Source organism: Lentzea sp. CA-135723 (genome assembly GCF_050936595.1).
Classification (GTDB): domain Bacteria; phylum Actinomycetota; class Actinomycetes; order Mycobacteriales; family Pseudonocardiaceae; genus Lentzea.
This window is the reverse complement of sequence record NZ_JBNJMK010000001.1, coordinates 1-25,112: the sequence shown is the minus strand read 5'-3', so window position 1 is coordinate 25,112 and position 25,112 is coordinate 1. Positions and strand designations below refer to the sequence as shown.

Annotated in this window: 17 protein-coding genes; 7 read left to right on the top strand and 10 right to left on the bottom strand. The window is 69.4% G+C overall.

Going from position 1 to position 25,112, the window contains the following annotated elements; all coding sequences use genetic code 11:
• The first annotated feature begins 80 nt into the window (after positions 1-80).
• The 5 genes from ACQEU1_RS00085 to ACQEU1_RS00065 all read left to right on the top strand — a co-directional run bounded on the left by ACQEU1_RS00085 (position 81) and on the right by ACQEU1_RS00065 (position 8,084).
• Entirely contained in the window at positions 81-2,648 is a 2,568-nt protein-coding gene (locus ACQEU1_RS00085) for a glycoside hydrolase family 9 protein (RefSeq protein WP_433194811.1), read from the top strand.
• Between the two features lie 437 nt (positions 2,649-3,085).
• Complete coding sequence (gene chvE, locus ACQEU1_RS00080) at positions 3,086-4,171, top strand: multiple monosaccharide ABC transporter substrate-binding protein (protein WP_433194809.1); 1,086 nt, start codon at positions 3,086-3,088, stop codon at positions 4,169-4,171.
• Between the two features lie 27 nt (positions 4,172-4,198).
• On the top strand, positions 4,199-5,704 hold the full coding sequence (mmsA, locus tag ACQEU1_RS00075; protein ID WP_433211234.1) for a multiple monosaccharide ABC transporter ATP-binding protein: 1,506 nt from the start codon (positions 4,199-4,201) through the stop codon (positions 5,702-5,704).
• Positions 5,701-6,915, top strand: a complete 1,215-nt coding sequence (gene mmsB, locus ACQEU1_RS00070) for a multiple monosaccharide ABC transporter permease (protein WP_433194807.1) — start codon at positions 5,701-5,703, stop codon at positions 6,913-6,915. Before mmsA ends, mmsB begins: the two co-directional genes overlap by 4 nt.
• A gap of 89 nt (positions 6,916-7,004) precedes the next feature.
• The gene (locus ACQEU1_RS00065) at positions 7,005-8,084 is read left to right on the top strand and encodes an aldose epimerase family protein (protein WP_433194805.1); all 1,080 of its coding nucleotides are present in this window, start codon (positions 7,005-7,007) and stop codon (positions 8,082-8,084) included.
• Between the two features lie 53 nt (positions 8,085-8,137).
• Here ACQEU1_RS00065 and ACQEU1_RS00060 read toward each other — a convergent pair whose 3' ends face one another.
• Positions 8,138-9,463 carry a glycoside hydrolase family 6 protein gene (locus ACQEU1_RS00060; RefSeq protein WP_433194803.1) on the bottom strand — a complete coding sequence of 442 codons (1,326 nt, stop codon included), beginning with the start codon at positions 9,461-9,463 and terminating at the stop codon, positions 8,138-8,140.
• A 458-nt stretch (positions 9,464-9,921) separates the two neighbouring features.
• On the opposite strand from ACQEU1_RS00060, the gene ACQEU1_RS00055 reads away from it, so the two are divergent.
• Positions 9,922-11,292 (top strand): endo-1,4-beta-xylanase, encoded by a 1,371-nt coding sequence (locus ACQEU1_RS00055; protein ID WP_433194801.1) that lies wholly within the window; start codon positions 9,922-9,924, stop codon positions 11,290-11,292.
• Positions 11,289-12,596 (top strand): extracellular catalytic domain type 1 short-chain-length polyhydroxyalkanoate depolymerase, encoded by a 1,308-nt coding sequence (locus tag ACQEU1_RS00050; RefSeq protein WP_433194799.1) that lies wholly within the window; start codon positions 11,289-11,291, stop codon positions 12,594-12,596. Before ACQEU1_RS00055 ends, ACQEU1_RS00050 begins: the two co-directional genes overlap by 4 nt.
• Positions 12,597-12,642: 46 nt before the next feature.
• Here ACQEU1_RS00050 and mmuM read toward each other — a convergent pair whose 3' ends face one another.
• From mmuM to ACQEU1_RS00005, 9 genes are all read right to left on the bottom strand, one after another.
• A complete protein-coding gene (gene mmuM, locus ACQEU1_RS00045) occupies positions 12,643-13,518 on the bottom strand; it encodes a homocysteine S-methyltransferase (protein WP_433194797.1) in 876 nt (291 codons plus the stop codon).
• A 138-nt stretch (positions 13,519-13,656) separates the two neighbouring features.
• Positions 13,657-14,679 (bottom strand): LacI family DNA-binding transcriptional regulator, encoded by a 1,023-nt coding sequence (locus ACQEU1_RS00040; protein ID WP_433194795.1) that lies wholly within the window; start codon positions 14,677-14,679, stop codon positions 13,657-13,659.
• Positions 14,680-14,902: 223 nt separating this feature from the next.
• Complete coding sequence (locus ACQEU1_RS00035) at positions 14,903-16,645, bottom strand: glycoside hydrolase family 6 protein (RefSeq protein ID WP_433194793.1); 1,743 nt, start codon at positions 16,643-16,645, stop codon at positions 14,903-14,905.
• Between the two features lie 20 nt (positions 16,646-16,665).
• Entirely contained in the window at positions 16,666-17,082 is a 417-nt protein-coding gene (locus ACQEU1_RS00030; protein ID WP_433194791.1) for a hypothetical protein, read from the bottom strand.
• A gap of 35 nt (positions 17,083-17,117) precedes the next feature.
• Complete coding sequence (locus ACQEU1_RS00025) at positions 17,118-18,389, bottom strand: lytic polysaccharide monooxygenase (protein ID WP_433194789.1); 1,272 nt, start codon at positions 18,387-18,389, stop codon at positions 17,118-17,120.
• An 11-nt stretch (positions 18,390-18,400) separates the two neighbouring features.
• Positions 18,401-21,277 carry a glycoside hydrolase family 48 protein gene (locus ACQEU1_RS00020; protein ID WP_433194787.1) on the bottom strand — a complete coding sequence of 959 codons (2,877 nt, stop codon included), beginning with the start codon at positions 21,275-21,277 and terminating at the stop codon, positions 18,401-18,403.
• A gap of 243 nt (positions 21,278-21,520) precedes the next feature.
• Positions 21,521-22,453, bottom strand: coding sequence for a pectate lyase family protein (locus ACQEU1_RS00015; protein WP_433194785.1), 933 nt, complete (start codon positions 22,451-22,453; stop codon positions 21,521-21,523).
• A 106-nt stretch (positions 22,454-22,559) separates the two neighbouring features.
• Positions 22,560-23,705 carry an enolase C-terminal domain-like protein gene (locus ACQEU1_RS00010; RefSeq protein ID WP_433194783.1) on the bottom strand — a complete coding sequence of 382 codons (1,146 nt, stop codon included), beginning with the start codon at positions 23,703-23,705 and terminating at the stop codon, positions 22,560-22,562.
• Positions 23,702-24,970, bottom strand: coding sequence for an ABC transporter substrate-binding protein (locus tag ACQEU1_RS00005; RefSeq protein ID WP_433194781.1), 1,269 nt, complete (start codon positions 24,968-24,970; stop codon positions 23,702-23,704). The genes ACQEU1_RS00010 and ACQEU1_RS00005 overlap by 4 nt, the downstream gene beginning before the upstream one ends.
• Between the last annotated feature and the right edge of the window lie 142 nt (positions 24,971-25,112).

The following is a 25,112-nucleotide window of genomic DNA, read 5'->3' as shown; positions in this document are numbered from 1 at the left end:
TAGCCCGTCCACGCCTCGCCCTACGGTGCCTCTGGGAGCGCTCCCAGAAGCCCGTCGACGAGGACGGAGAACCTCATCGCATGAGATCGCAACCTTCTCGCCTGCTCGCCGCGACCCTGCTCGCGACGCTCACGGCGGCCTCACTCCACGCTTCGGCCGCGGCGGCGGACTACGAGCGCGTGCTCAACGGAACGTTCGACACCGGCGCCGACCCCTGGTGGGCGGGCGCGGGCGTGACGAACCGCGTGACCGGCGGTGAGCTGTGCGCGGCCGTCACCGGTGGCACGACGAACCCCTGGGACGCGCTGATCGGCCAGAACGGCGTGCCGTTCGAGACCGGCCAGTCCTACACGTTCTCGTTCGACGCCCGTGCGTCCGTCGCGCAGCCGATCACGGCCGCCGCCGGGGAGAGCGTCAGTCCGTATCGCGGGATCGCGAGCCGGCAGTTCACGCTTTCCACGGAGAAGCAGCGGTTCTCGTTCACGTTCACGTCCACTTTGGACTTCCCGGATGCCGGGAACGGCCAGGTCGCGTTCCAGCTCGGCGGTCAGCCCGCGGACAACACGATCTGCGTCGACAACGTCTCGCTGGTCGGGGGCGTGAAGCCGCCCGGTGGCGTGAACCCCAACCCGGCGCGGAAGGTCCAGGTGGACCTCGTGGCGTACGTGCCGGGCCTGCCCAAGCGGGCGACGCTCGTGTCCTCCGCGACCACCCCGCAGACGTGGACGTTGAAGAACTCGGCGGGCGTGGCCGTGGCCACCGGTCAGAGCACGCCCAAGGGTGCGGACGCGACCTCCGGCGACTCGGTGCACCTCATCGACTTCTCGTCGTTCGACACGGCCGGCACCGGCTACACGCTGTCCGTCGGGGAGGACGCGAGCTTCCCGTTCGACATCTCCGCGGATCCCGTGAAGAGGCTGCGCTACGACTCGCTCGCGTTCTTCTACCACCAGCGCAGCGGAACGCCGATCGAGGCGCAGTACGTGGGCGACGAGTACGCGCGCCCGGCCGGTCACCTGAACGTCGCGCCGAACCAGGGCGACAACAACGTGCCGTGCCGCGCTGACCTGGCGTGCGGCTACACGCTCGACGTGCGCGGCGGCTGGTACGACGCGGGCGACCACGGCAAGTACGTGGTCAACGGCGGCATCGCGACCTGGCAACTCCTGAACGCCTACGAACGCGCGGTTCGCGTCGGTGACGCGTCCGCGTACCGCGACGGCTCCCTGAACATCCCGGAGAAGGCGAACGGCGTGCCAGACCTGCTCGACGAGGCGCGCTGGGAGGTCGACTTCCTGCTGAAGATGCAGGCGCCCGACGGCATGGCGCACCACAAGATCCACGACGCGAACTGGACCGCGCTGCCCACCCGTCCCGAACTGGACGACCAGCCGCGCCGCCTCTCCGCGACCAGCACCGCCGCCACCCTGAACCTGGCCGCGGTCGCCGCGCAGGCGTCCCGGCTGTGGAAGACCATCGACCCGGCCTACTCGGCTTCCTCGCTCGCGGCAGCCCGCAAGGCCTACGCGGCGGCCAAGGCGAACCCGGCCAAGCTCGCCGACCCGAACGACGGCACCGGCGGCGGCGCCTACAGCGACGACACGGTCAGCGACGAGTTCTACTGGGCCGCCTCCGAGCTGTACGCGACCACGGGCGACGCCGCCTACCGCACCGACGTCACCGGTTCCCCGCACTACAAGGCGGCGAGCCTGAACCGCGGCGGCTTCCACTGGGGCGGCACCGCTCCCCTGGGCGACATCACCCTCGCCCTGGTGCCGTCGGGCCTGCCCGCGGCGGACGTGTCGGCGATCAAGTCGGCGTTCGCCACCGTGGCGGACCAGCACCTCACGGCCATGGCGGGCATGGGTTACGCGGCGCCGTACGACAACAGCACCGCCGGCTACGTCTGGGGCTCGAACTCCACGGTCCTGAACAACGCCCAGGTGCTGGCGCTGGCCCACGACTTCACCGGCGCCGCCAAGTACCGCGACGGCGTCTTCGAGGCGCTGCACTACGTCCTCGGCCGCAACCCGCTCAGCACGTCGTACGTGGCGGGCTACGGCGACCAGGCCATGACCAACGCCCACCACCGCTTCTGGGCGCACCAGAACGACCCGACCCTGCCGATCGCGCCTCCGGGTTCGTTGTCCGGCGGCCCGAACAGCGCACTGCAGGACCCGGTCGCCCAACGCCTGCTCGCAGGCTGCCCGCAGCAGAAGTGCTGGGTCGACGACATCGGCGCCTACTCGGTCAACGAGGTGGCGATCAACTGGAACTCCGCCCTCGCCTGGGTCTCCGGCTGGGCGGCGGAGAAGTCCGGCACCACCACGCCCGCCGGCGGCTGCGAGGTGAGCTTCGGCGCGGGCCGGTGGCAGGACGGCCTGTCCGCGCAGGTGAAGATCACCAACACCGGCACCGCGGCCTGGACGTCGTGGAAGCTCGGGTTCGCGCTGCCCGGCACGCAGCGGGTCACCTCCGGGTGGTCGGCGACGTGGAGCCAGAGCGGGCGTGACGTGACGGCGACCAGCATGTCGTGGAACGGGCGGGTGGAGCCGGGGAAGTCCGTCCAGATCGGATTCAACGGATCGGGTTCGGGGGCCGATCCGACGGTCTTCACGATCAACGGGAAGACCTGCCGGACCGCCTGACCGGACCAGGGACGTGCGCCCGCTGCCCACTTCGTGGCGGCGGGCGCACGGCTGTTCGGGGGGAGAAACGCGGCGGGTCGCGGACTGTCGCGAGGGGGCGAGGGGGCGAAGGCCGACGCGGGGGTGAGGACGACGCGAAGGGCGCGAGGACCTTTTCGGGACAGACCGGCCAGGCGGCACGTCGACTGCGCGGGAACCACTGCGGAGACGTGCGCCCCTCCCGCTTTCGCTCCTTCGACTCGCAACTCGCTTTCCGCCCCGCCTCTCACTCTTCTCCTGGTCCCCCACCTCTAACCCAAGGCCGCGCGGGAGCGCTCCCTGTGAGCGCTAACAGGCACGACCTGGCGTTATCCAGATGGAACTTGACGGGCCAGTTGTTAGCGATAACACTCCCCGGCTACAGCACTGTTGCCTGTCGGTGCCATCGAGGAGAAGCAATGAGGCTTGCCCGGATCGCGGCCACCACCGCACTCGCCGTCACCCTCGCCGCCTGCGGTTCGGCGGAGAAGACCATCGACCAGCAGAGCGGATCGGCCGAGGGCGCGCTGGTGGGCGTCACCATGCCCACGCGGTCGTCCGAACGCTGGATCCACGACGGCGACAACATCAAGAAGGCCTTGGAGGCCAAGGGGTACAAGGTCGACCTCCAGTACGCGGAGAACGACATCCCCACCCAGGCCAACCAGATCGAGAACCAGATCACCAAGGGTGCCAAGCTGTTGATCGTCGCCTCGATCGACGGCACCGCCATCACGTCGCAGCTGCAGCAGGCCGCCGACGCGAAGATCCCTGTGATCGCCTACGACCGGCTCATCCGCAAGAGCCCCAACGTCGACTACTACGCCACGTTCGACAACGCCAAGGTCGGCGTGGAGCAGGCGAACTCGTTGCTCGCCGGGCTCAAGACCAAGGGCGAGGGTCCGTTCAACATCGAGCTGTTCGCCGGGTCGCCGGACGACAACAACGCCACGTTCTTCTTCAACGGCGCCATGTCCGTGCTGCAGCCGCTCATCGACCAGGGCAAGCTGACGGTCAAGTCCGGGCAGAAGGACTTCAAGACCGTCGCGATCCTGCGCTGGGACCCCGCGACCGCGCAGAAGCGCATGGAGGACCTGCTCACCTCGACCTACGGCGGTGCCAAGGTCGACGGTGTGCTGTCGCCGTACGACGGCATCTCGATCGGCATCCTCTCCGCGCTCAAGAGCGGTGGCTACGGCACGGCCGGGCAGGCCTACCCGATCGTCACCGGGCAGGACGCCGAGGTCGCCTCGGTGAAGTCCATCATCGCCGGTGAGCAGTACTCCACGATCCACAAGGACACCCGCCAGCTCGCCGACGTCACGGTGAAGATGGCCGACGCGGTCCTCAAGGGCGGCAAGCCCGAGGTCAACAACACCAAGGACTACGACAACGGTGTCAAGGTCGTGCCGTCGTTCCTGCTTCAGCCGGTGCCGGTGGACAAGGCCAACTACCAGAAGGAACTGATCGACTCCGGCTACTACACCGCCGACCAGCTCAGGTAACACGCCGTGCCCGAAGACATCCTCACCATGCGCGGCATCACCAAGAGGTTCGCGGGGGTCACCGCGCTGCACGAGGTCTCGCTGACCGTGCGGCGCGGTGAGATCCACGCGATCTGCGGGGAGAACGGCGCCGGCAAGTCCACGTTGATGAAGGTGCTGTCCGGGGTGCACCCGCACGGCACGTACGAAGGCGACATCCTCTTCGAAGGCGAGCCGTGCGCGTTCCACGGAGTTCGTGACAGCGAACGGCGCGGCATCGTGATCATCCACCAGGAGCTGGCCCTGTGCGGCCGGCTCTCGGTCGCGGAGAACCTGTTCCTGGGCAACGAACAGGCCCGGCGCGGGTTCATCGACTGGAACCGCACCAACCACGAGGCCCAGGCGTTGCTCGACCGCGTCGGGCTCAGGGAGAACCCGACCACACCGGTCGACGACCTCGGCGTCGGCAAGCAGCAGCTGGTCGAGATCGCCAAGGCGCTGTCGAAGGAGGTCCGGCTCCTCATCCTGGACGAGCCGACCGCGGCGCTCAACGACGACGACTCGCAGCACCTGCTCGACCTGCTGGAAGGCCTGCGGGAGCAGGGCATCACGTCAGTGATCATCTCCCACAAGCTCGGCGAGGTCACCAGGATCGCCGACACCGTCACGGTGCTGCGCGACGGCAGGACGATCGAGACGTTGCCCGCCGAAGGCCTCAGCGAGGAACGGATCATCGCCGGCATGGTCGGCCGCGACCTGGAACACCGGTTCCCGCCGCGCACCCCCGACATCGGCGAGGAGGTGCTGCGCATCGAGGACTGGACCGTGCACAGCCCCGCGCAGCCGGACCGCGTCGTCGTCGACAACGCCACGCTGTCGCTGCGGCGCGGCGAGATCGTCGGGCTCGCCGGCCTGATGGGCGCCGGCCGCACGGAGCTCGCGATGAGCGTGTTCGGCCGCTCCTACGGCGTGAACATCTCCGGAAGAGTCGTCAAGGACGGCGAGGAGATCGACACCAGAACGGTCCAGGCCGCGATCCGGCACGGCCTCGCGTACGTGAGCGAGGACCGCAAGCGCTACGGGCTCAACCTCATCGAGGGCGTGCAGCGCAACGTCTCCGCGGCCGCGCTCCGGAAACTCGCCACCCGCGGCTGGGTCGACGAGAACGAGGAGTACACGGTCGCGGAACGGTTCCGCCGCTCGATGGGCATCCGCACGGCCGCGGTGTCGACGCCGACCGGCACGCTCTCCGGCGGCAACCAGCAGAAGGTCGTGCTGGCCAAGTGGATGTTCACCGACCCGGACGTGCTGATCCTCGACGAACCGACGCGCGGCATCGACGTCGGCGCGAAGTACGAGATCTACTCGATCATCAACGACCTCGCCGCCCAGGGCCGCGCGGTGCTGGTGATCTCCTCGGAGCTGCCGGAGCTCCTCGGCCTGTGCGACCGCGTGTACGCGCTCTCGGAAGGCCGCGTCACCGGCGAGGTCGGCAGGCAGGAGGCCACGCAGGAACGGCTGATGCAGTACATGACACGAGGACAGAGCTCATGACCACCAAGACCGCGCCCGCTCCCGCCACCGCGCCGCCCGCGCCGTCCCGCCGGTTCTCGATCAACCTGCGGCAGTCCGGCATCTACGTCGCGTTCGCGCTGATCGTCGTGCTGTTCACCGTGCTGACCGACGGCGCGCTGGTGCAGCCGCAGAACATCTCGAACATCATCGTGCAGAACTCGTACGTGCTGATCCTCGCGATCGGCATGATCCTGGTGATCATCGGCGGGCACATCGACCTGTCGGTCGGCTCGACGGTGGCGCTGACGGGCGCGATCTGCGCGGTGCTGACCGTCCACTGGGGACTCCCGTGGCCGGTGGCGGTGCTGCTGACCCTGTTGTCCGGCGCGGTCATCGGCGCGGCGCAGGGCTACTGGATCGCGTACTTCGGCATCCCGGCGTTCATCGTGACGCTGGCGGGCATGCTCGTGTTCCGCGCGCTCACCCTCACCACGCTGGGCAACCAGGGCATCGGCCCGTTCCCGGACGAGATCCGGTCGCTCGCGAACGGGTTCACCGGCGGCTACCTCGGCAACGTCGGCCTCGGCCCGCTCGGCGGCGCCGACCTGGTGAGCCTGCTGGCGGGCCTGCTGTTCGTGGCCGGGTTCGCGTTGTCGCAGTGGCGCAAGCGCGCGGCCCGGCTCGGCTACGGCCAGACCGTCGACCCGATGCCGGTGTTCGTGCTCAAGATCGCGGGCGTCGCCGTCGTCGTGATGGCGGTCGTCGTGCAGCTCGCCCGGTTCCGCAACCTGCCGTGGGTGCTGGTGCTGCTGGCGGCGCTGGCGCTCGGCTACTCGTTGATGGCCAACAACTCGGTGTTCGGCCGCCACATCTACTCGATCGGCGGCAACCTGCAGGCCGCCACGCTGTCCGGGGTGAAGGTCAAGGCCGTCACGTTCTGGGTGTTCGTGAACATGGGCGTGCTGGCCGCACTGGCCGGCGTGATCTTCGCGGGCCGGCTCAACCAGGCGGGTCCCACCGCGGGCACGGCCTTCGAGCTCGACGCCATCGCGGCCGCGTTCATCGGCGGAGCGGCGGTGCAGGGCGGTGTCGGCAAGGTCGTCGGCGCGATCACCGGCGGCCTGATCATGGGTGTCATCAACAACGGCATGTCGCTGATCGGCGCGCCCAGCGAACGCGTGATGCTCGTGAAGGGCCTCGTCCTGCTCGCGGCCGTCGCGTACGACGTCTGGACCAAACGACGGGCCTGACCCCGATGTGGTCCCGTCGGTGAGATGATCTCGTCTCAGACCCGGCCGAGATCACGCGGCGCTCCGGTCGGCCGAGCATGAGGAGTTCGATGGCACAGCGCGAACCCGAGATCCGCCGGGAGCTGTTCGGCCGGGTCGGTGACACCGACGTGCACCGGTACGTGCTGGCCTGGCCCGGTGGGCTGACCGTGCGGGTGCTCGACCTCGGCGGCGTGGTGCAGTCGGTGGAGGCACCGGACCGGTCCGGGGTGCCCGCCAACGTGGTGCTCGGGTTCGGGTCGCTCGACGAGTACGTCAAGAACAACCAGCCCGGTGGGAACCGCGTGTTCTTCGGGGCCTTGGTCGGCCGGTACGCCAACCGGATCGCCGGCGGGAGGTTCTCGCTGGACGGGGTGTCGTACGAGCTGCCGCTGAACAACGGGGCCAACACGCTGCACGGCGGACCGGACGGGTTCGACACCCGGGTCTGGTCGGCGGCCGAGGTGCGGTCGGCCGACGCGGTGGGCGTGCGGCTCTCGTTGACCAGTCCGGCCGGAGACAGCGGGTTCCCCGGTGCCGTGTCGGTCTCCGTCACCTACCTGCTGGACGGGCAGAACCGGTTGCGGGTGGTCTACCGGGCCACTTCCGACGCTCCGACCGTGCTCAGCCTGACCAACCACAGCTACTGGAACCTCGCCGGCGAGGGGTCCGGGGACGTGTACCGGCAGACGTTGATGCTGAACGCCCGCCGGTTCTGCGCCGTCGACGATGCCCTGATCCCGGTGGGGGATCCGGTTTCGGTGGAGGGCGGGCCGTTCGACTTCCAGGTGCCCACCGCCATCGGGGAGCGGATCGACGGCGAGGACCCGCAGTTGCGGATCGCCGGTGGGTACGACCACAACTGGGTGCTGGAGCCCGGTCCGGTCGCCGCTCGGGCGTGCGATCCCGGGTCCGGGCGGGTGCTGACCGTGTCGACCACCGAGCCCGGGATGCAGTTCTACTCCGGGAACTTCCTGACCTCGGATCTGGTCGGAACGGGCGGGCGGGCCTACGGGCGCGGGGCCGGGTTCGCCCTGGAGGCCCAGCGGTTCCCGGACTCGCCCAACCGGCCGGACTTCCCGTCGGCGGTGTTGCGGCCCGGTGAGGTGTACGAGCAGGAGACGGTGTTCCAGCTGTCCACTGAGGACTGATCTGGGGACGGGCCGGGCCGCAACGGCCCGGCCCGTCCTGGACGGCCGGTGGATCAGGAGCAGGCCGTGCCGTTCAGCGCAGGGGACGCGAACGGCGGGGTGCCGTTGTAGTTCGCGTTGTAGCCGATGCTGACCTGGGCGCCGGCGCCCAGCGAGCCGTTCCACGCCGCGTTCGTCACGCGGACCTGGTCGCCCTGGTCCGTCCAGGTGCCGTTCCAGCCCTGCGTCACCGCCACGCCGGGAGCCGAGAAGGTGAAGGTCCAGCCGGTGACGGCCTGGCCCCGGTTCACGATCACGACCTCGGCGGAGTAGCCGCCCTGCCACTGGCTCGTCACGCGGTGGGTCGCGGTGCAGCCGCCGGTGCCGGGGTTGCCGCTCGTGGTCGTGGTGGTCGTGGTCGTCGTCGTGGTGGGAACCGGGCCCGCGGCGATGGCCAGGTCATAGGCCCGTTGGGGGACGAACTGGCCCGCCGGCGCGATGCAGCCGTCGGACTCGCCGGGGAGCTTGACCCAGAGGTAGGCGGCGATGGCCGAGTCGTTCGTGTTGGTGGTGCTGGGAATGCCGATCGCCCGGCCTGCCGGGTCGCACCACTCGCTGCCCGCCGGGCCGTTGCCGTTGCGGCTCGTGTCCACCACGGCCTTGAGGCGGCTGTCGCCCAGCGCGGACAGGACGTTCTTGGCGAAACCGACCTCGTCCGAGGTGGAGCGGTAGTTGGAGACGTTGGTGGAGATGCCGTCGGCACTGCTGGAGATCTCCGCGCCGCGCAGGCGGTTGGCGGCCTCGGACGGGGTCAGCCAGGCCGAGTGGCCGATGTCGAAGTAGACCTTCGCCTGGCTGGAACCGGACTTCAGCTTCTTGCCCGCGTAGGCCATGGACGCCCTGGTCTGGGCCTGCTGGTCCGCGGTCTGGCAGTTGGTCATCAGCGGGAGGACGTCCGGTTCCAGGACGATCGTGGCCGGACGGCCCGCGAGGCCCGCCGCCACCTCGTCCACCCAGGCCCGGTAGGCCTGGTGGGACGGCGCCCCGCCGCCGCTCGCGCCGCCGCAGTCGCGGTTGGGGATGTTGTAGACGACCAGGATCGGGATCTTGCCCGCGGCGGCCGCGGCGCCCACGAAGGAGCTGACCTCCGACCTCACCGCCGAGGTGTTGGTGGTGGTGTACCAGCGGGCCTGCGGCACGGAGGCGATCCGGTCGCGGATCACCGCGGCGCGGGAGTCGCCGGGGTTGGCCGCCACCCAGCGGGCGGCCGAGGCGGACGGGTCCACGTAGAAGGCCGACTCCGCGGCGTTCACGGTGGTGCCACTGCTGATCACCAGGGCGGTGGCCCCGGCCAGAACTGCCGCCGCGAGTGCGCACGCACCCCGCTTCCACTGTGTCATCGGATCTCCAGTTCGCTCGGTCGCAGGGATTCGCATGACGTCATCGACCTTTTCGGAAGTGAGCCGAGAGCGCTCTCGTGACGCGGATCAGCGAATGCGAGTTCGGGCCAACGTAACCACGGCCCACTGAATCGTCAACGGCGGAAGCGGGGCGGTGCAAGGTTTCTGCGAGTGTTTTCGAAACGCTTTCACGGAGTGCGGACAATGCTGTGACGTGGTAGTTGGGAGCGCTCCCGCAAGATAGTGGGCCGATCGGGGTAACCTGCCGTCGAATTCGACGGCCACTTCTTGTTGGCGTGGACCGGTGACTGCGACACTCCGGAACGGCACCGGCGGGCGGCGGCGGAACGACTTCCGCTGTTTTTCGTCGCCCACCGAGATCCGGCAATGGCGCACCGGATCCGGCCTTCTGTCCTGTCCGTCACCCGAATTCGGGTCGACCCCGGGAAGTGTGGAAGATGAAACTGACGTCGAAGTCAGTGGCCCTGGTCCCGATCATCGCCACGGTCGCGGCAGCCGCGATCGGCGCCACCCTGATCGCCCCTCCCGTCGCGAACGCGGCGACCACCCTCGGCGCGGCCGCCCAGCAGAGCGGCCGGTACTTCGGCACCGCCGTGTCGGCCAACAAGCTCAGCGACTCGACGTACGTCGGGATCCTGAACCGCGAGTTCGACATGGTCACGGCCGAGAACGAGATGAAGATGGACGCGACCGAGCCGAACCAGAACCAGTTCAGCTACACCAACGGCGACCGGATCGTGAACCAGGCCCGCGGTCAGGGCAAGCGGGTGCGCGGGCACGCCCTGGCGTGGCACTCGCAGCAGCCCGGCTGGATGCAGAACATGTCCGGCACGGCACTGCGCAACGCGATGCTCAACCACGTCACGCAGGTCGCGACCTACTACCGCGGCAAGATCTACGCCTGGGACGTCGTCAACGAGGCATTCGCCGACGGCAGCAGCGGCGCGCGGCGCGACTCCAACCTCCAGCGCACCGGCAACGACTGGATCGAGGCCGCCTTCCGCGCGGCACGGGCGGCCGACTCCGGCGCGAAGCTCTGCTACAACGACTACAACACCGACGACTGGTCGCACGCGAAGACCCAGGCCGTGTACCGGATGGTGCAGGACTTCAAGTCGCGCGGCGTCCCCATCGACTGCGTCGGCCTCCAGTCGCACTTCAACAGCCAGAGCCCGGTGCCGTCGAACTACCAGACCACGCTGCAGAACTTCGCGAACCTCGGCGTGGACGTGCAGATCACCGAGCTCGACATCGAGGGCTCCGGCAGCACGCAGGCCCAGAACTTCCAGCGCGTCACCCAGGCCTGCCTCGCCGTCACGCGCTGCACCGGCATCACGGTGTGGGGCATCCGCGACACCGACTCGTGGCGCGCCTCCGGCACCCCGTTGCTGTTCGACGGCAACGGCAACAAGAAGGCCGCTTACGACTCCACTCTCAACGCGCTCAACGCGGGTGGCGGTCCCGATCCCACGACGACGACCACTACCACCACCACGACGACGAGCGGCAACCCCGGCACCGGCGGCTGCACCGCGACCGTCTCGCTGAACCAGTGGAACGAGGGCTTCGTCGCGACGATCAAGGTCACGGCGGGCTCGAACGCGTTGCGCGGCTGGACCGTCGGGACCACGGTGTCCAACGGCACGGTCACCAGCTCGTGGAGCGCGACCCGCAGCGGCAACAGCGGTGCGGTCACCTGGACCAACGTCGACTACAACGCCAACGTCCCCGCCGGCGGCTCCACCGAGTTCGGCTTCCAGGGCAGCGGCAGCGGAGCAGGCCTGAACCCGTCCTGCTCGGCGCGGTGAAGGTCGTGGTGACCAGGCTCCGCATCGGCGCGCTCGTCGTCGCAGCGCTGGCGTTGATCGCCGCCGTGGGCTTCTCCTTCGTGCCACGACAGGCACAGGCCGCGTCCCTCACGCAGGTGACCGGCTTCGGGACCAACCCGACCAACCTCAACATGTACGTCTACGCACCGGACCGGCTCGCGGCACGGCCGGCGCTGCTCCTGATGATCCACTACTGCACCGGGACGGCCAGTGCGGTGCACAACGGCGGCGGCCGCGACTACGTCACCGCGGCCGACCGCTACGGCTTCGTCATCGTCTACCCGGAGGCGACCAGGGACGGGCGCTGCTTCGACGTCTCCACCCAGAACGCGTTGCGCCGCAACGGGGGCAGCGACTCCACCGGCATCATGTCGATGGTCGCCCACGCCCGGCAGCGCTACAACGTCGACCCGGCGCGCATCGTCGTCTCCGGCATCTCGTCCGGCGCGATGATGACCAACGTGCTGGCCGCGCAGTACCCGGACGTGTTCAGCGCCGCCTCGGCGTTCGCCGGTGTCCCCGCGGGGTGCTTCGCGACGACGGACGGGTCGCTGTGGAACAGCCAGTGCTCTGGCGGCACGCTGAACAAGACCCCGCAGCAGTGGGGTGACCAGGCCAGGGCGATGTTCCCCGGCTACACCGGGAGCTACCCGCGCATCCAGCTGTGGCACGGCACGAACGACACCACCCTGGCGTACCCGAACTTCGGTGAGGCGCTCGACCAGTGGACGAACGTGCACGGGGTGAGCAGGACACCGGTGTCCACCGACCAGCCCCAGTCCAACTGGACCAGAACGCGGTACGGCGCAAGCGGTGTCATCGAGGGCATCAGCGCTCAGGGCACCGGCCACGACGTGCCGACGGCCGGCATGGTGGGCCACGCCATCACGTTCCTCGGCCTGGACCGCCCTTCCGGTCCCACCACCACAACGACGACGACCACTACCACCACCACGACCCCGCCGCCGTCCTCCGGCTGCTCGGTCAAGACCTCGGTCAACGCGTGGAACACCGGCCTGACGACGAACATCACCATCACCAGCGCGGCACAGGTCCGCGGGTGGTCGCTGGCCTTCACGCTGCCCGCCGGCCAGACGATCACGTCCGGGTGGAGCGCCACCTACTCCCCCGCGTCGGGCCAGGTGACGGCGAGGAACGTCTCCTACAACGGCGACATCGCGCCCGGCGCCTCGATCACCATCGGGTTCCAGGCCACCCACACCGGCAACGCGGGGGCGCCGTCCTCGTTCAGCCTCAACGGGAACACCTGCACGACCGCCTGACCAGCCGGGGCGAGGAGAGCAGCGCGGCACTCCTCGCCCCGGCCTCTCAGGCCAGCTCCCGCGCCAGTTCCGCGATCATCTCCGGCCCGGTGCGGCAGCACCCGCCGACCAGGTCGGCTCCCCCGGCCCACTCCCCCGCGAACCCGGCGCCGTCCCCGGTCCACGAACGCCCGGAGGCGTCCCAGGTCTCGCCGCTGTTCGGGTACGCGACGACCGGCAGCCCGGTCACCCGCCGCGCCACGGCGACCGCCTGCGCCACGTCCCCGGGAGCGCAGCAGTTGACGCCCACGGCGATCACCTCGTCCACATCGGACACCACCGCGAACGCGTCCTCCAGCGGCTGTCCCGCGCACGTCCGGTCGCCGCGAACGCTGTAGGAGAGCCACATCGGCACACCGCTGCCGCGCACGACGTCCAGCACCGCCTCGGCCTCGTCGGCGTCCGGGATCGTCTCGACGGCGAGCACGTCCGGTTCCGCCGAGCAGAGCGTCTCCAGGCGCGGCCGGTGGAACGCCGCCAGCTCGTGCCGGGAGAGCCCGTACCGGCCGCGGTACTCCGAGCCGTCCGCGAGCACCGCCCCGTACGGCCCGACCGACGCCGCGACCCAGCGCTGTCCGTCCACTTCGGACGCGGCGGAGCGGGCGAGCGCCACGCTGGACCGCAGCAGGCGCGTTGTCTCGTCCGCACCGATGCCGCGGCGCGCGAATCCGGCGTAGCTCGCCTGGTAGCTCGCGGTGATGGCGACCTGGGCACCTGCCCGGTAGTACGCCAGATGAGCGGCGCGAACCGCGTCCGGGTCGGTCAGCAGCAGCCGCGCCGACCACAGCTCGTCGGACAGGTCGTGCCCGGCGAGTTCCAGTGCCGTCGACATGCCGCCGTCGAGCACGACCACGCCGCGTGCCACGGCTTTCGCCAGTTCCACCCGTTCAGCCTACGTGCGCGAAAAGGGTGGAGGAGTGCGCGACGGTCGCTCCGCCGTTGTGGCCGCGCACTCCTCCTGGACGGTCTCCGCGGGTTCGTCGTCCTGCGCCGCCGCTGGGTCGCACAGGACGACCTCCCGTCAGGCCGTCCCGCGGTGGGGCACCGGGTCGGGCGTGCTCGCCCGGCGCGACAGGCGCGGCGGCAGCAGCACCAACGGCGGTGGCTGCTTGCCCTCCAGCTTCGCCACCAGCAGGTCCACGGCGTGCCGGCCGAGCTCCTCCGCCGGCAGGCGCACCGAGGTGAGCAGCGGTGACGTCTGCTCGGCCAGCTCGTCGGGGCAGATCGCGACCACGGCGACGTCACCGGGCACCTGGCGGCCGGCCGCGCGCAGGCACGGGGTGATCCAGCCGAGCGCGGCCTCGTTGTGCACCACCAGGGCCGTCATCGACGGGTGCGCCCGGATCAGCGCCTTGGTCGCTCTCAGCACCGAGTCGTGGTCGCCCTCGACGGACAACGCCGTCGCGGCCACTCCCCTGCGCATCGCCGCCGCGCTGAAGCCGTTCATGGTGCGGTGGGCGAACCCTCCGCTGCGCCGGTAGACGGCGCTGGGGGCGCCGAGGAAGCCGATGAAGCGGTGCCCCAGGTCCGCCAGGTGGTCGACGCACTTCGCGCCCGCGGCCTCGAAGTCGAGGTCCACGCAGGTGAGCCCGCGCGCGGCGGCCGGGTGTCCGATGAGGACGGACGGTTTGGACAGCTGTCTGAGCAGGGGCACGCGCTCGTCGTCCATCTCCACGTCCATCACGAGGAACCCGTCGACCTGCGCGCTGCTCGCCGCCCGGCGCAGACCGGCCGCGCCGTCGTCCGCGGTCATCAGCAGCAGGTCCATCTCGAAGCGCCGCGCTGTCGTCACCGCCGCCGTGACGAAGCGCATCACGGCGGGCAGGTGGGTGCCCGCGCGCAACGGGAGGACCAGGCCGAGCACGCCGGTCCGGCCGGCCGACGTCGTGCGGTCGGAGGCGTGGGGCCGGTAGCCCAGCGTCCTGATGCTGTCGCGGACCCTCGACTTCGTGTCCGCGGAGATCGACCGCTTGCCCGTGAGGACGTAGGAGACCGTGCTCGGGGCGACCCCGGCGTGTCTTGCGACGTCCGCGATGGTGACCACACAGCCTCCTCTCGCGCTTGCGCTCAGTGAGCGTGCCGACACCATAGGGAGCACCTTCTGATGACATCAAGAGTTATGTGTGCGTTAACATTGCGCAATTCGGGTGGTCCAGACGAATTGCGCACCGTCTGGAAACTTGCCCGACAAAAGACTGCGGGCAGGCCGGAAGAGCGTGCCCACCCGCCGTGAGGCCGGGCGGATGAGCACGCTCACATCCCGCAGGTCAGAGCGCCGGGTAGGCGTTCCGCATGAGCTCCTGGAACTGCGCCGAGAACCAGTGTCCTGACAACGGCGCGTTGCCCAGCGAACCGGACATGTTGTTGTTGTTCCGGGCGTTGCCGGTGTACGTGGGGTCGCACATCCGGTCGAAGCCCTTGCCCTCGTTGTTCGGGATGTCCTCGCTCGCACCGTCGGACTCACCCGGCGGCTTGATCCACACGTAGGCGTCGATGCCCGCCGCGGGGGCGGCCTTCGGGCGCTCGCCGAGGCCGGCACCGGCCTGGTTGCACCAGTTGCCGAGGTGGATGCGCCGGTCGAGCCTGCCGCCGTCGACGTAGGCGTCCACCGACGTGCGCGGGCCGGGACCCGTCGGACGCGCGGAGCCGCCCCAGCCGTTGCGGCTGGTGTCGATCAGCATGCCGACGTTCGCGTCGAAGCCCGCCTGCACGGCCCGCTGCCGGAACGCCTGCGCGTAGCCCAGCTCACCGGTGTAGCGGTTCCAGTCCACCCACTTCGACTGCCGGACCTGGGTGCCGTTGATCGACTCGTCGATCGAGAAGTTCGGCTCGGTCAGGATGCCGTAGTTGGCGGTGTTGGCGATGAAGCCGTGCACGTTCGCCTTGGTGCTGCCGGACGCGTTGGCGGCCTGGAACAGCAGCTCCGCGGACGGGCCGAAGTTGTCGTCCCAGCCCAGCCAGCCGTGGTGGCCGACATCGATGTAGTTGTAGACGTTCGGCACCGCGCCGAGCTTCGCGAGCGCGTAGCCGACACCGGTGACGTAGTTGCCGTTCGCCTTCATCACGTCGCAGTTGGGCGTCTGCGTGGGCCGCGGCGTGACGTTGGTGATCAGGTTCGGCAGCGAGTCGATCTCCACGACGGTCACGATGCGCAGGTTCGCGTACGCGGGCCGGGCGAGGATCGACGCGATCGGGTCGATGTACTCGGTCTTGTAGCGGTCGATCTCGGTGGCCTTCAGCTCACCGTTGGACGCCAGCGCCGCGCAGTCGCGGCCCGGCAGGTTGTAGATCACCAGCTGGATGACGAGCGGTGAGCCCGCCGCCTGGCGCACCGCCTCGTCGAGGTGCGAGGCCAGGCCGCGCGCGCCGGTGGTGCCGGAGATCGCCGCGATCCGGTCCATCCACACGCCGGTGGGCTGGTTCGCGATCCGGCTGCCACCCGACTCGGCGCTCGCCTTGGCCGCCCAGTCCGGGTTCACGTAGACCTTGGCGCCCGCGTACGGGTTGTCCACGCGCGTCCCCGGGTTCGGGTTGCCGCTCGTGGTCGTGGTCGTGGTGGTGGTCGTCGTCGTGGTCGTCGTCCCCGGCTGACCGGTGCAGGTCGTGCCGTTCAACGTGAACGTCGACGGATTCGCGTCACCGGTCGCGGCGTTGCTGCCGTTGAAGCCGATGTCGATGGCCGCGTTCGTGCCCAGGTTGCCGTTCCACGACATGCTCGTCGCGGTCACGTCCTTGCCCGACTGCGACCAGTTCGCGCTCCAGCCCTGGGCCACGCGCTGGCTTCCGGGGAACGAGAACTTCAGCGTCCAGCCACCCGAGATCGCATCACCGAGGTTGGTGATCTTCACCGAGGCGCCGAACCCGCCGCCTCCCCAACCGTTCGCCGAGTAGTCGACGCGGCAGCCCGGTGCTGCGCCCGCGGGTGCGCTCATCGCCACCCCGAACGTTGCCACGGCAGTGGCGACCACGACTCCCGCCGCGGCCCACCGCCTCTGTCCGTTGAGCTTCATTGCTCCGGATCTCCTGTCTCTCAATGATGTTTGATCTCCATGAGCGAACACGCGGTCGGTGTGCACTCAAGTCTCTTCAGGCCGAGGTACTCCATGCCGATCGAGCCGGTGAGCGCGAACCCGTCCCCGAACGCGAGGTCCGGGTCGCCCCGGACCTCGCCGTTCGCGAGCGCCGCCAGCCAGGCCTGCTCCAGGCCGGGCTTGAGGACCAGCAGCCCGAGCCGTTCGTACGGCGGTTTGGCGCAGGTCCCCCACTCCGCGATGAACGGCGCGTAGACCTTCGACCGCACCGGACCGGCGAAGTCCGCGAAGTCGTCGTCACGCTTGACGTCCGCGCACTCGTCGGTCAGGTCGTGCAGCCAGGCGGCGATGCCGTCGACGCCTCTGCTGAGGTCCGGGGTGGGTTCGGCGCGTCCCACGAGGAGGGCGAACGTCACCGAACCCACCACCAGAAGGGCGAGGAGCGCCCTCCTCACCGGACGGCGCACGCCGAACCGTTGAGCGTGAAGGCCGTCGGGTCCACCGGGGTGGACGTCGTGGCCGCGTTGAACCCGAACGACGCCGTGCCGCCGGCCGGGATGTCCGCGTTGTACGACACGCCCTTCGCCGTGGCGCGTCCACTTGCGACGGTGACGGTCGACGACCACGCCTGCGTCAGCGTCTGCCCGGACGGGAAGTCCCAGCCGAGCTGCCAGGCGCTGACCGCGCTGGTGCCCGTGTTCGCCACCGTCACGTTCGCGGTGAAGCCGCCGTTCCAGGTGCTCGGCCGCGTGTACGTCACCGTGCAGGAACCCGTGGGGGTGCCGCCGCCGGTCGAGGTCCTGACCGTGACGCCGCTCGACGCCGGGGAGGCGTTGCCCGCGGAGTCCGTCGCCACCACCGTGAACGAGTACGAGGTGTCCGCGCTCAGGCCGCTGACCGTCACCGAGTTCGTGGAGGAGGTCGCGACCACCTGGCCACCGCTGAGGACGCGGTAACCCGAGACGCCGACGTTGTCCGTCGACGCGCTCCAGTCGAGCTTCACCGTGCTGCTCGTGACGCCGGAGGCGACAGGGGTGCCGGGCGTCGAGGGCGCCGTGGTGTCGGGGGTGCCGGTACCACCGCCGAACACGACGTCCGAGCAGCTGTAGAACGCCTCGGGGCTGTCCGAGCGCTGCCACAGCGAGTAGATGACGTGCCGGCCGGTCTTGTTGGGCAGCCGGGCCTGCCAGGCGTACTCACCGTTGGCGAGCGGCGGGTTCGTCACCGAGTTGAACGGCGCCGACTCGAGGTCGGACCACTTGAGCGGCTTCGTGACGTCGAAGCCGTCCTTGGTGACGTACTGCTCCCAGGTGCCGGGGTGCGGCGCCCACGCGTTGTACCGCAACGTGACCGTGCTGTTCGCCTGCACCTGCGTGGTCGGCCAGTCGGCCCTGGTCAGGTTGTAGGCGGCGTACTTCGTGGTGGGACCGCACAGGTTGCCGTCGGGGATGATCTCCCGGTGGCGACCGCCCGCGTTGCTGATCAGGTTGCCGAACCAGTCCCAGAGCGGTTGTTTGCCGCCCTGGGCCACGGCCGCGGCGCACGCGGGGTTGGTGGGGTTGAGATCGCCGCCACCGCCGCCCGTGCGGCCGTCCTCGTAGCAGAGGTACGTGCGGCTGCCGGGCCACACCATCGAACCGTGCGCGACGGCCGTGCCGCCGGTCTGCACCAGAAGCGCGCCGACCGCGGCCGCGACTGCCAGCAGGGCTATCCGTTTCCTCATCTCGGGACTCCTCACCCGTAGATCTCGGCGTGCAGGGAGAACGCCGTCGCGATCTCGGCTTGCGCCCAGAAGCGGTGGTACGTGAACGTCGGTGCCGGTCCACCGTCCAGGTAGGACTGCACCTTCGGCCACTGCGGGTCGTTGCGGAACATCGACCGCATGGACAGGAACGAGCTGCCCTGCCCGATCTGGTCACCGTTGGGCATCCGCCCGGTCCAGCCGCTCGGCACGTACGGGCCTTCGAGCGTGCTGGTGTTGTAGACGTCGTCGAACCGGTTGTAGTCGGTGCGCGTCTCCGGCGTCGCGATGCCGAGGCTGTCCTGTTTGGACAGCAGTGACGTCAGGAGCGCCTCACCCGTGGTCTTGGCCGAGGCGTTGCCCGACCGCGCCGCGTAGTTCAGCAGCACCTTGGCGTAGGACGCGGCCACGCCGACGTCCTGGCTGTGGTTGAGCACGCGCACCCGCAGGTTCGCGTTCGAGCCGGGGTTGGTGGCGTTCCACGTGTCCGGCGCGCCCGACCACTCGAGGTCCGACGGGATCTGGAAGTTCGTGCCCGTCGTGGTGTTCGCGATCGCCCACGGCACCCACTTGTCGAGGATCTTCTTGGCCCGCGCGTCGCCGGTCAGCCGGTACAGCGCGGCCGTGCGCTCGATCCCCCACACCTGGAAGCCGAACCACCGGTTGCTCGGCGGGTCGCGCCACACCGGGTGGGCGTCGTAGTACATGCCGTAGAACGTCGGGGTGCCGGACGGCGGGGTGCCGTACTGGCCCTCCCAGCTGTTCGTCACGCCGCCGGCGAGACCGCCGTCGGCCGACTGCAGCCACTGCAGCATCTCGAGCTGCCGGTTCAGCGACGTCGCCCAGTCCTGCTGCCCGGTGGCGGACAACGGCTTGAGCGCGGCCACGTTCGACAGCGCGTACGCCGCCAGCGGGTTCTGGTAACCCTGGTGCGAGGCGCCGTCGCCGATGCGCCACGCCCAGCCGGCGGACGTGTCGGTCGCGCCGCCCCACGCGTAGTACCAGGACATCAGGTAGTGCGCGCTGCTCTTGCCGGTCCCGCCGGGGCACGCCGACGCACCGGTGCAGTTGCCGACGCGCTTGAAGTACTTGTCGAACATGGCGTACCGCAGGTAGTCGCCCATCTTCGCGGACTTGCCGATCTCCGAGGAGATGTCACCGGCCTTGCCCTGCGCCGTCGCCCACTGCTGGGCGAGCAGCGCCACCTGCACCACGCGGGCGTCCGCGTCCGGCGCGTTGGTGTACTTCCACTGCCTGGCGTAGGAGGAGTCCTTGGTGAAGAGGTCGAGGAACCCGTTGGGGCCGCCGTACTTGAACGTGTCGCAGGACGGCTGCGGGATGGTCTCCCACACCGACTCCGACGAGCCGCGCTGGTAGGTGTTGATGTACGCGGGCGCCGTCGTGCCGTCACCGCAGCGGCCGAAGCCGTAGGTGTTGTCGACGTCGATCAGCCAGTGCATGCCGTAGACGTCCGAGTTGCCGTACGCGGCCTTGAGCTCCGCCGCGAGCGGGTCCTGGCCGACCGGGACCGCGCTGTCGAGCACCGACGGGTACTGGTTCATCCGCGGGTGTTCCGGCGCGTAGGTCGCGGGCTTCGACGGGTCGTACTTGTCGTTGGTCGGCTGGTCGGCCTTCGCCGGGATGATGAACTTCTCCATCGACGCGAAGGCGGACTTGAACGGTGCCCAGTCGCCGGTGACGCGGCCGTAGCTCGCCTCCAGCCACAGGTAGTAGCTGAACGCCTCGGACGTCGTCTGGTGCCCGTGGTCCGGCGCCTCGACCATCAGCGTCTCGACCGAGTGGTACGGCACGAGCAGGTCGCCGAACTTCCGGAAGTAGCCGTTGGCCGGGTCCTTGATCTTGTTGTACTGGTCGAGGAACGCCTTGTTGAAGTCCGATGTGGACGGGTCGATCTCGTTGACCGTCACGCTCGCCGGGCTGTACCCGGTGGCCGAGGCGGTGAACGTGGCCGTGCCGAGCGCGCCGCCGTTGTTCGCCGACGTCACCGTCACGGTCTGCTTCGCCGCGCTGGTGAACGTGAGCGTGGTGGGGCTCGCCGTCAGGTCACCGCTGCCGCCGCGGGCGATCGTGACGGTGACCGGGGAGCTCGGTGCGGTGGCGAGGGAGACGTCGAACGTCGCCGTCTGGCCCTGCTTCACCGAGACCGTGCCCGGCGAGGCGAGCACCGCCGGTCCCGACAGCACCTTGACGGTCGCCGGGGCCGAAGTGGTGGTGGCGCCGCGGTTGTCCGTGGCCCGTGCCGTGATGACGTGGTCGCCCGCGGTGGCCGACGTCCAGGTGCCGGTGAACGGCGAGCTGGTGTCGGTCGCGATCAGCGCGTCGCCGGCGTAGAAGTCGACCTTGGCGACCGTGCCGTCGGTGTCCTGCGCCGTCGCCGCCAGCGGGATCGAGGCGGGAAGGGTGTAGCTGCTGCCGCTCGCCGGTGCCGTCAACGCCACCGACGGGGCCTGGTTCGGTCCGGTGCAGGACACGCCGTTCACGGCGAAGTCCGTCGGAGGCCGGTTCGTCGAACCCTTGCTGCCGTTGAAGCCGACCTGCGCGGTGCCACCGCTGGGCAAGGTCGGCGCCCAGGCCGGGTTGGTCACGCTCACGACCGCGCCGTTCTGGCTGAAGTTGCCGCTCCAGCCCTGCGTGACGCGCTGGCCGTCCGGGAACGTCCAGGTCAGGTTCCAGCCGTTGAGCGCCTCCCCGTCGTTGCGGATCGACACGGCCGCGCCGAATCCGGTGTTCCACTCGTTGGTGATCTGGTAGGTGACGGTGCAGGCCACCGCCAGTGGTGCCGCGACGGCGGGGGTTCCGCCTATCAGCACCACCGCCGCAACCGACAACGCCGTTGTTCGTCGAGTCATGCCGCCGCCCTCTCGACAACTGGGAGCGCTCCCAGAGTTCACGGCACTGTAACGTGGCCCACAGCGACCAACTGATCACAGGCGCAAGCCGGACAGGACCGGACAGCCCTCGGCATTGGTCATTGCAGCGCAAGAGGTCTTGCTCCCGCAGTTCCTCTTGCTGCTCCCTTCGAGTGGAATTCTGGGAGCGGTCCCAGTAACAGGCAGGGGCGCCCCGACTACTCGGGGCGCCCCCTGGTCCGATCAGCCCCGTTCGGCTCCGGCACCGGCCGTGACCACGCTCTTCACGCTGCTCGCGCTGTCCAGCGGGTACGAATAGGGAAGGCTCTTGACCGAACCGCCCTGGTCACCGGTCCCCGAGTTGACGAAGTGGTTGCTCCGCGCGACGAGCGATCCGCCGGGCGAACTGCCCTCCCCGCGGTGGAACGGGTCCTTGGTGTTCTCGAAGTAGTTGCCCTCGACCAGGACCCCGGCCTCTACGGTCGACGCGACGCCGTAGTCGGTCACGCCGCCGTAATAGTTGTTGTAGACGTGCACCGGGTTGCCGAACCGCACGCGCGGGTGCCGTTGTTGCGTGCCGGCGAACCAGTTGTGGTGGTAGGTCACCCGGAGCTTGCCGCGATCCTCCGAGCCGTTGTCGTCGCTGTGGCCCAGCAGCATCGTCTTGTTGTGGCTGGTGAACTTGTTCCACGACACCGTGACGTAGTCCGAGGCCCGTTTGACGTCGACCGCGCCGTCGTAGCCGTTGGAGAAGGTGTTGTGGTCGATCCAGACGCGGGTCGAGTACTGCACGTTGATCGCGTCGTCACCCCAGTTGCTGAAGTTGAGGTTGCGCACGATCACATTGGACGCGTTGGCGATGTTCAGGCCCTGCCCGGTGATCGCCGAGGAGGAGCCGACGCCCTCGATCGTCTTGTTCGAGGCCACCTTCGTCATGCTCGGCAGCGAGATCGTGCCGGACACCCGGATCACGGCGGCGCTCGACGACTTCGCGGCCGCGACGAACGCGGACGCCGTGGTCACGGTGACCGGCGAGGCGCTGCCACCTCCGGTCGTGCCACCTCCTTGAGTCGCCCAGCCGACCAGCCCGAACGGGGCGGCGGCCGCCTGGGGTGCGGACACCGCGCCGACCACGAGCGCGACCGCGGAAATCAGTGCTGTGCGTTTTCCGATCATTTACCCACTCCCATTTCAGGGTGAGCGGCGGTAAAACTCACGAAACCAGTCGCGCGCAGGCCGGTCAACCAATTCGAAGATATTCGACAGGCACATTCCCGAATTCTCACCGCACTTCAAGAGTGTGAACTCCGATGTGTTCGAAATTCCAGTCGTCGCCGATTCCCGAAATGGTGGGGAGCGGCACGTTCCCGTTCTCGTCGAGCGGGTCGGCGATGGTGTTGCGGTGTGGTGGGACGCGGTCGAAGTCGACGTGCGGGTGCAGCAGGCCGCGTTCGTACCACCGCCCGGCGTCGGTCGCGCCGAGCACGGTGAGGCTGCCCGACCCGTTGCCGTGGATCTCGCAGTCCACGTTGAACGCCTCGGCGAGGTGCACGGTCTTGAGCACCGGCGTGATGCCGCCGCTGCCCGCCGGTCCTGCCCTGAGGACGTCGCAGGCGTGGGAGCTGATCCACTCGGCTCTGGTGTGGTGCTTGCCCCACGCCACCTCGGGGCCGATCACCGGGATGTCGAGCTGCTCGGCGAGCCAGCGGTAGGAGCTGGCGGAGGCCTCCTCCATCGGCTCCTCGAACCAGTAGAAGTCCAGCTCCTGCAACGCTCTGCCGAGTCTCAGCGCCTCGGTCCGCGAGTACCAGTGGCTCGCGTCGAGCATCAGGTCGACGTCCGGGCCGACCGCGTCCCGCACCGCGGCGCACGCCTCGACGTCCCTGCTGACGCTCGGCGCACCCGGTACCGGCGGCATCCAGGTGTGCAGCTTGATCGCCCGATAGCCGAGCTGCACCAGGTGTTTCGCGAAGTCGCCGTAGTCGGCGGGGGTCGCGAGGCCGTCCGTGTCGCCGCACATCGTGCTGGCGTAGGCCGGTATCCGGTCGCGGGCACCTCCGGCGAGCTTCCACGCGGGCAGGTTCACCTTGCGCGCCACCAGGTCCCACAACGCCTGGTCGACGAACCCCAGCGCGCGGTCGGTGAACCCGCCGTGCGAGCCCCGTTGCCGTCGCGCGAGCAGGCGCCACAGCCGTTCGCGGTCCCACGGGTCCTGGCCGAGCAGCACCGGCCGCACGTGCCTGTCCAGCACGGACGGCCTGAGCTGGTCGGGCTGGACCTGGCAGTAGCCCGTGACGCCGTCGGTGTCGGTGATCTCCAGCAGTGCCTCGACGACCTCGTGCTCCGGAGCCGGGTGGCGGTGGCCCTCCTCGTCGACGGCCGTGGCCGCCGTCGTCTTGAACGTCCGCACGACCACGCGTTCGATCATTTGCGCTTCTCCCAGTCCTGCTGGGCGGTGGTGAGCTTCGCCGCGAGCTGGTCGAGGAACTCCTGCGCGGACATCTGACCCAGCAACACCTTCTGGTACAGCGGTTCGGTGTCGGTCTTGGTGATCGAGGAGTACTCGGGCAGGTAGACCGGCGCGGGCACGAGCACGGTGGCCGGGTCCTCCAGCACGCCGAGCGCCATCTTCACGGCGGGGTTGTCCTTGATCCACTGCGCGTCGCGGACGTCGGTGTTGGCCGGGATCTGGCCGACCTTCTCGTTCCAGTAGCCGTTGCTCTCGGCCGAGGTCAGGAACTCGACGAACTTCCAGGCCGCGTCGCGGTTCTTCGTGCCCTTGAACACCGCGAAGCCGTCGGTCGGGTTCGGCACCACGGTCCGCTTGCCCGACGGGCCCTTGGGCAACGGCATGGCGCTCACGCGTTCCGGGCCGAGGGCCTTCATGACGTCACCGGTCGAGCCCAGGTTGTGGTGCATCATCGACACCGTGCCGCCGGTGAACTGGGCGACCATCTGGGTGTAGTTGTTGTTCACGTCGGCTTCGGGCGTGGCCTTCTTGTACAGCTCGGCGACCTTGCGCACGAGCTCGGCGTTGCGCGGGTCCGCCACCGTGCTCTTCCCGCCGTCGTAGAACTTCTCGACGGCGGAGTAGGAGTAGGCCTCGGCCAGCAGCTGGAAGATCGAGCCGGCGCCGCCGCGGATCGTGAAGCCGTACTGGTTCGCGGCGGGGTTCGTGAGCTTCGCGGCGGCCGCCGCCAGATCGTCCCAGGTGGACGGTTCGGGGATCTTGTTCTCCTCGAACCGGTCCGAGCGGTACCAGACGACGTCCATGTTGCCCGAGGCCGGAACGGCGTAGAGCTTGCCGTCGGGTGCGGTCTGCTTGACGGTCTCCACCAGGCTCGTGAGGAGCTTGCCCTTCAGCACGCCGTTGTCGATCCGGTCGTCGGCGGGTTCGAGGGCGTCCTGCCCGACCAGGTGCGCGAGGTACGACGTCGTGACGCCGCCGACGTCCGGCGTGGAGCCGCCGGCGATCGCGGTGTCGTACTTCTGCTGCACCGACGAGCTGGGGATGCCGACGTACTCGATCTTGACGTCCGGGTTCGCCGCCTCGAACCGCTTGATCAGCTCCTGGTAGATCGGCGTGCGGCCAGGGCCGCCGTTGTTGTCCCAGAACGTGATCGTCGTCGGTCCGTCCGATGTCGCCGAACACGCGCTGAGCACGAGCGCGAGCGCGACCAGCAGTCTTCTCATTCGTCTCTCCTCATCCCTTGACGGCTCCGGCGCTGAGTCCCTGCACCAGGAACCGCTGCACCACGGCGAAAACCAGCACGACCGGCACGGCGGCGACGACCCCGCCCGCGGCGAGCGCACCGAAGTCGGTGTTGAACTCGCC

Excerpts from the sequence above, each read along its gene's own strand:
- ACQEU1_RS00085 (WP_433194811.1), top strand. The coding sequence starts at position 81 with ATGAGATCGCAACCTTCTCGCCTGCTCGCCGCGACCCTGCTCGCGACG.
- chvE (WP_433194809.1), top strand. The coding sequence starts at position 3,086 with ATGAGGCTTGCCCGGATCGCGGCCACCACCGCACTCGCCGTCACCCTC.
- mmsA (WP_433211234.1), top strand. The coding sequence starts at position 4,199 with ATGCGCGGCATCACCAAGAGGTTCGCGGGGGTCACCGCGCTGCACGAG.
- mmsB (WP_433194807.1), top strand. The coding sequence starts at position 5,701 with ATGACCACCAAGACCGCGCCCGCTCCCGCCACCGCGCCGCCCGCGCCG.
- ACQEU1_RS00065 (WP_433194805.1), top strand. The coding sequence starts at position 7,005 with ATGGCACAGCGCGAACCCGAGATCCGCCGGGAGCTGTTCGGCCGGGTC.
- ACQEU1_RS00060 (WP_433194803.1), bottom strand. The coding sequence starts at position 9,463 with ATGACACAGTGGAAGCGGGGTGCGTGCGCACTCGCGGCGGCAGTTCTG.
- ACQEU1_RS00055 (WP_433194801.1), top strand. The coding sequence starts at position 9,922 with ATGAAACTGACGTCGAAGTCAGTGGCCCTGGTCCCGATCATCGCCACG.
- ACQEU1_RS00035 (WP_433194793.1), bottom strand. The coding sequence starts at position 16,645 with ATGAAGCTCAACGGACAGAGGCGGTGGGCCGCGGCGGGAGTCGTGGTC.
- ACQEU1_RS00025 (WP_433194789.1), bottom strand. The coding sequence starts at position 18,389 with ATGAGGAAACGGATAGCCCTGCTGGCAGTCGCGGCCGCGGTCGGCGCG.
- ACQEU1_RS00020 (WP_433194787.1), bottom strand. The coding sequence starts at position 21,277 with ATGACTCGACGAACAACGGCGTTGTCGGTTGCGGCGGTGGTGCTGATA.
- ACQEU1_RS00015 (WP_433194785.1), bottom strand. The coding sequence starts at position 22,453 with ATGATCGGAAAACGCACAGCACTGATTTCCGCGGTCGCGCTCGTGGTC.
- ACQEU1_RS00010 (WP_433194783.1), bottom strand. The coding sequence starts at position 23,705 with ATGATCGAACGCGTGGTCGTGCGGACGTTCAAGACGACGGCGGCCACG.
- ACQEU1_RS00005 (WP_433194781.1), bottom strand. The coding sequence starts at position 24,970 with ATGAGAAGACTGCTGGTCGCGCTCGCGCTCGTGCTCAGCGCGTGTTCG.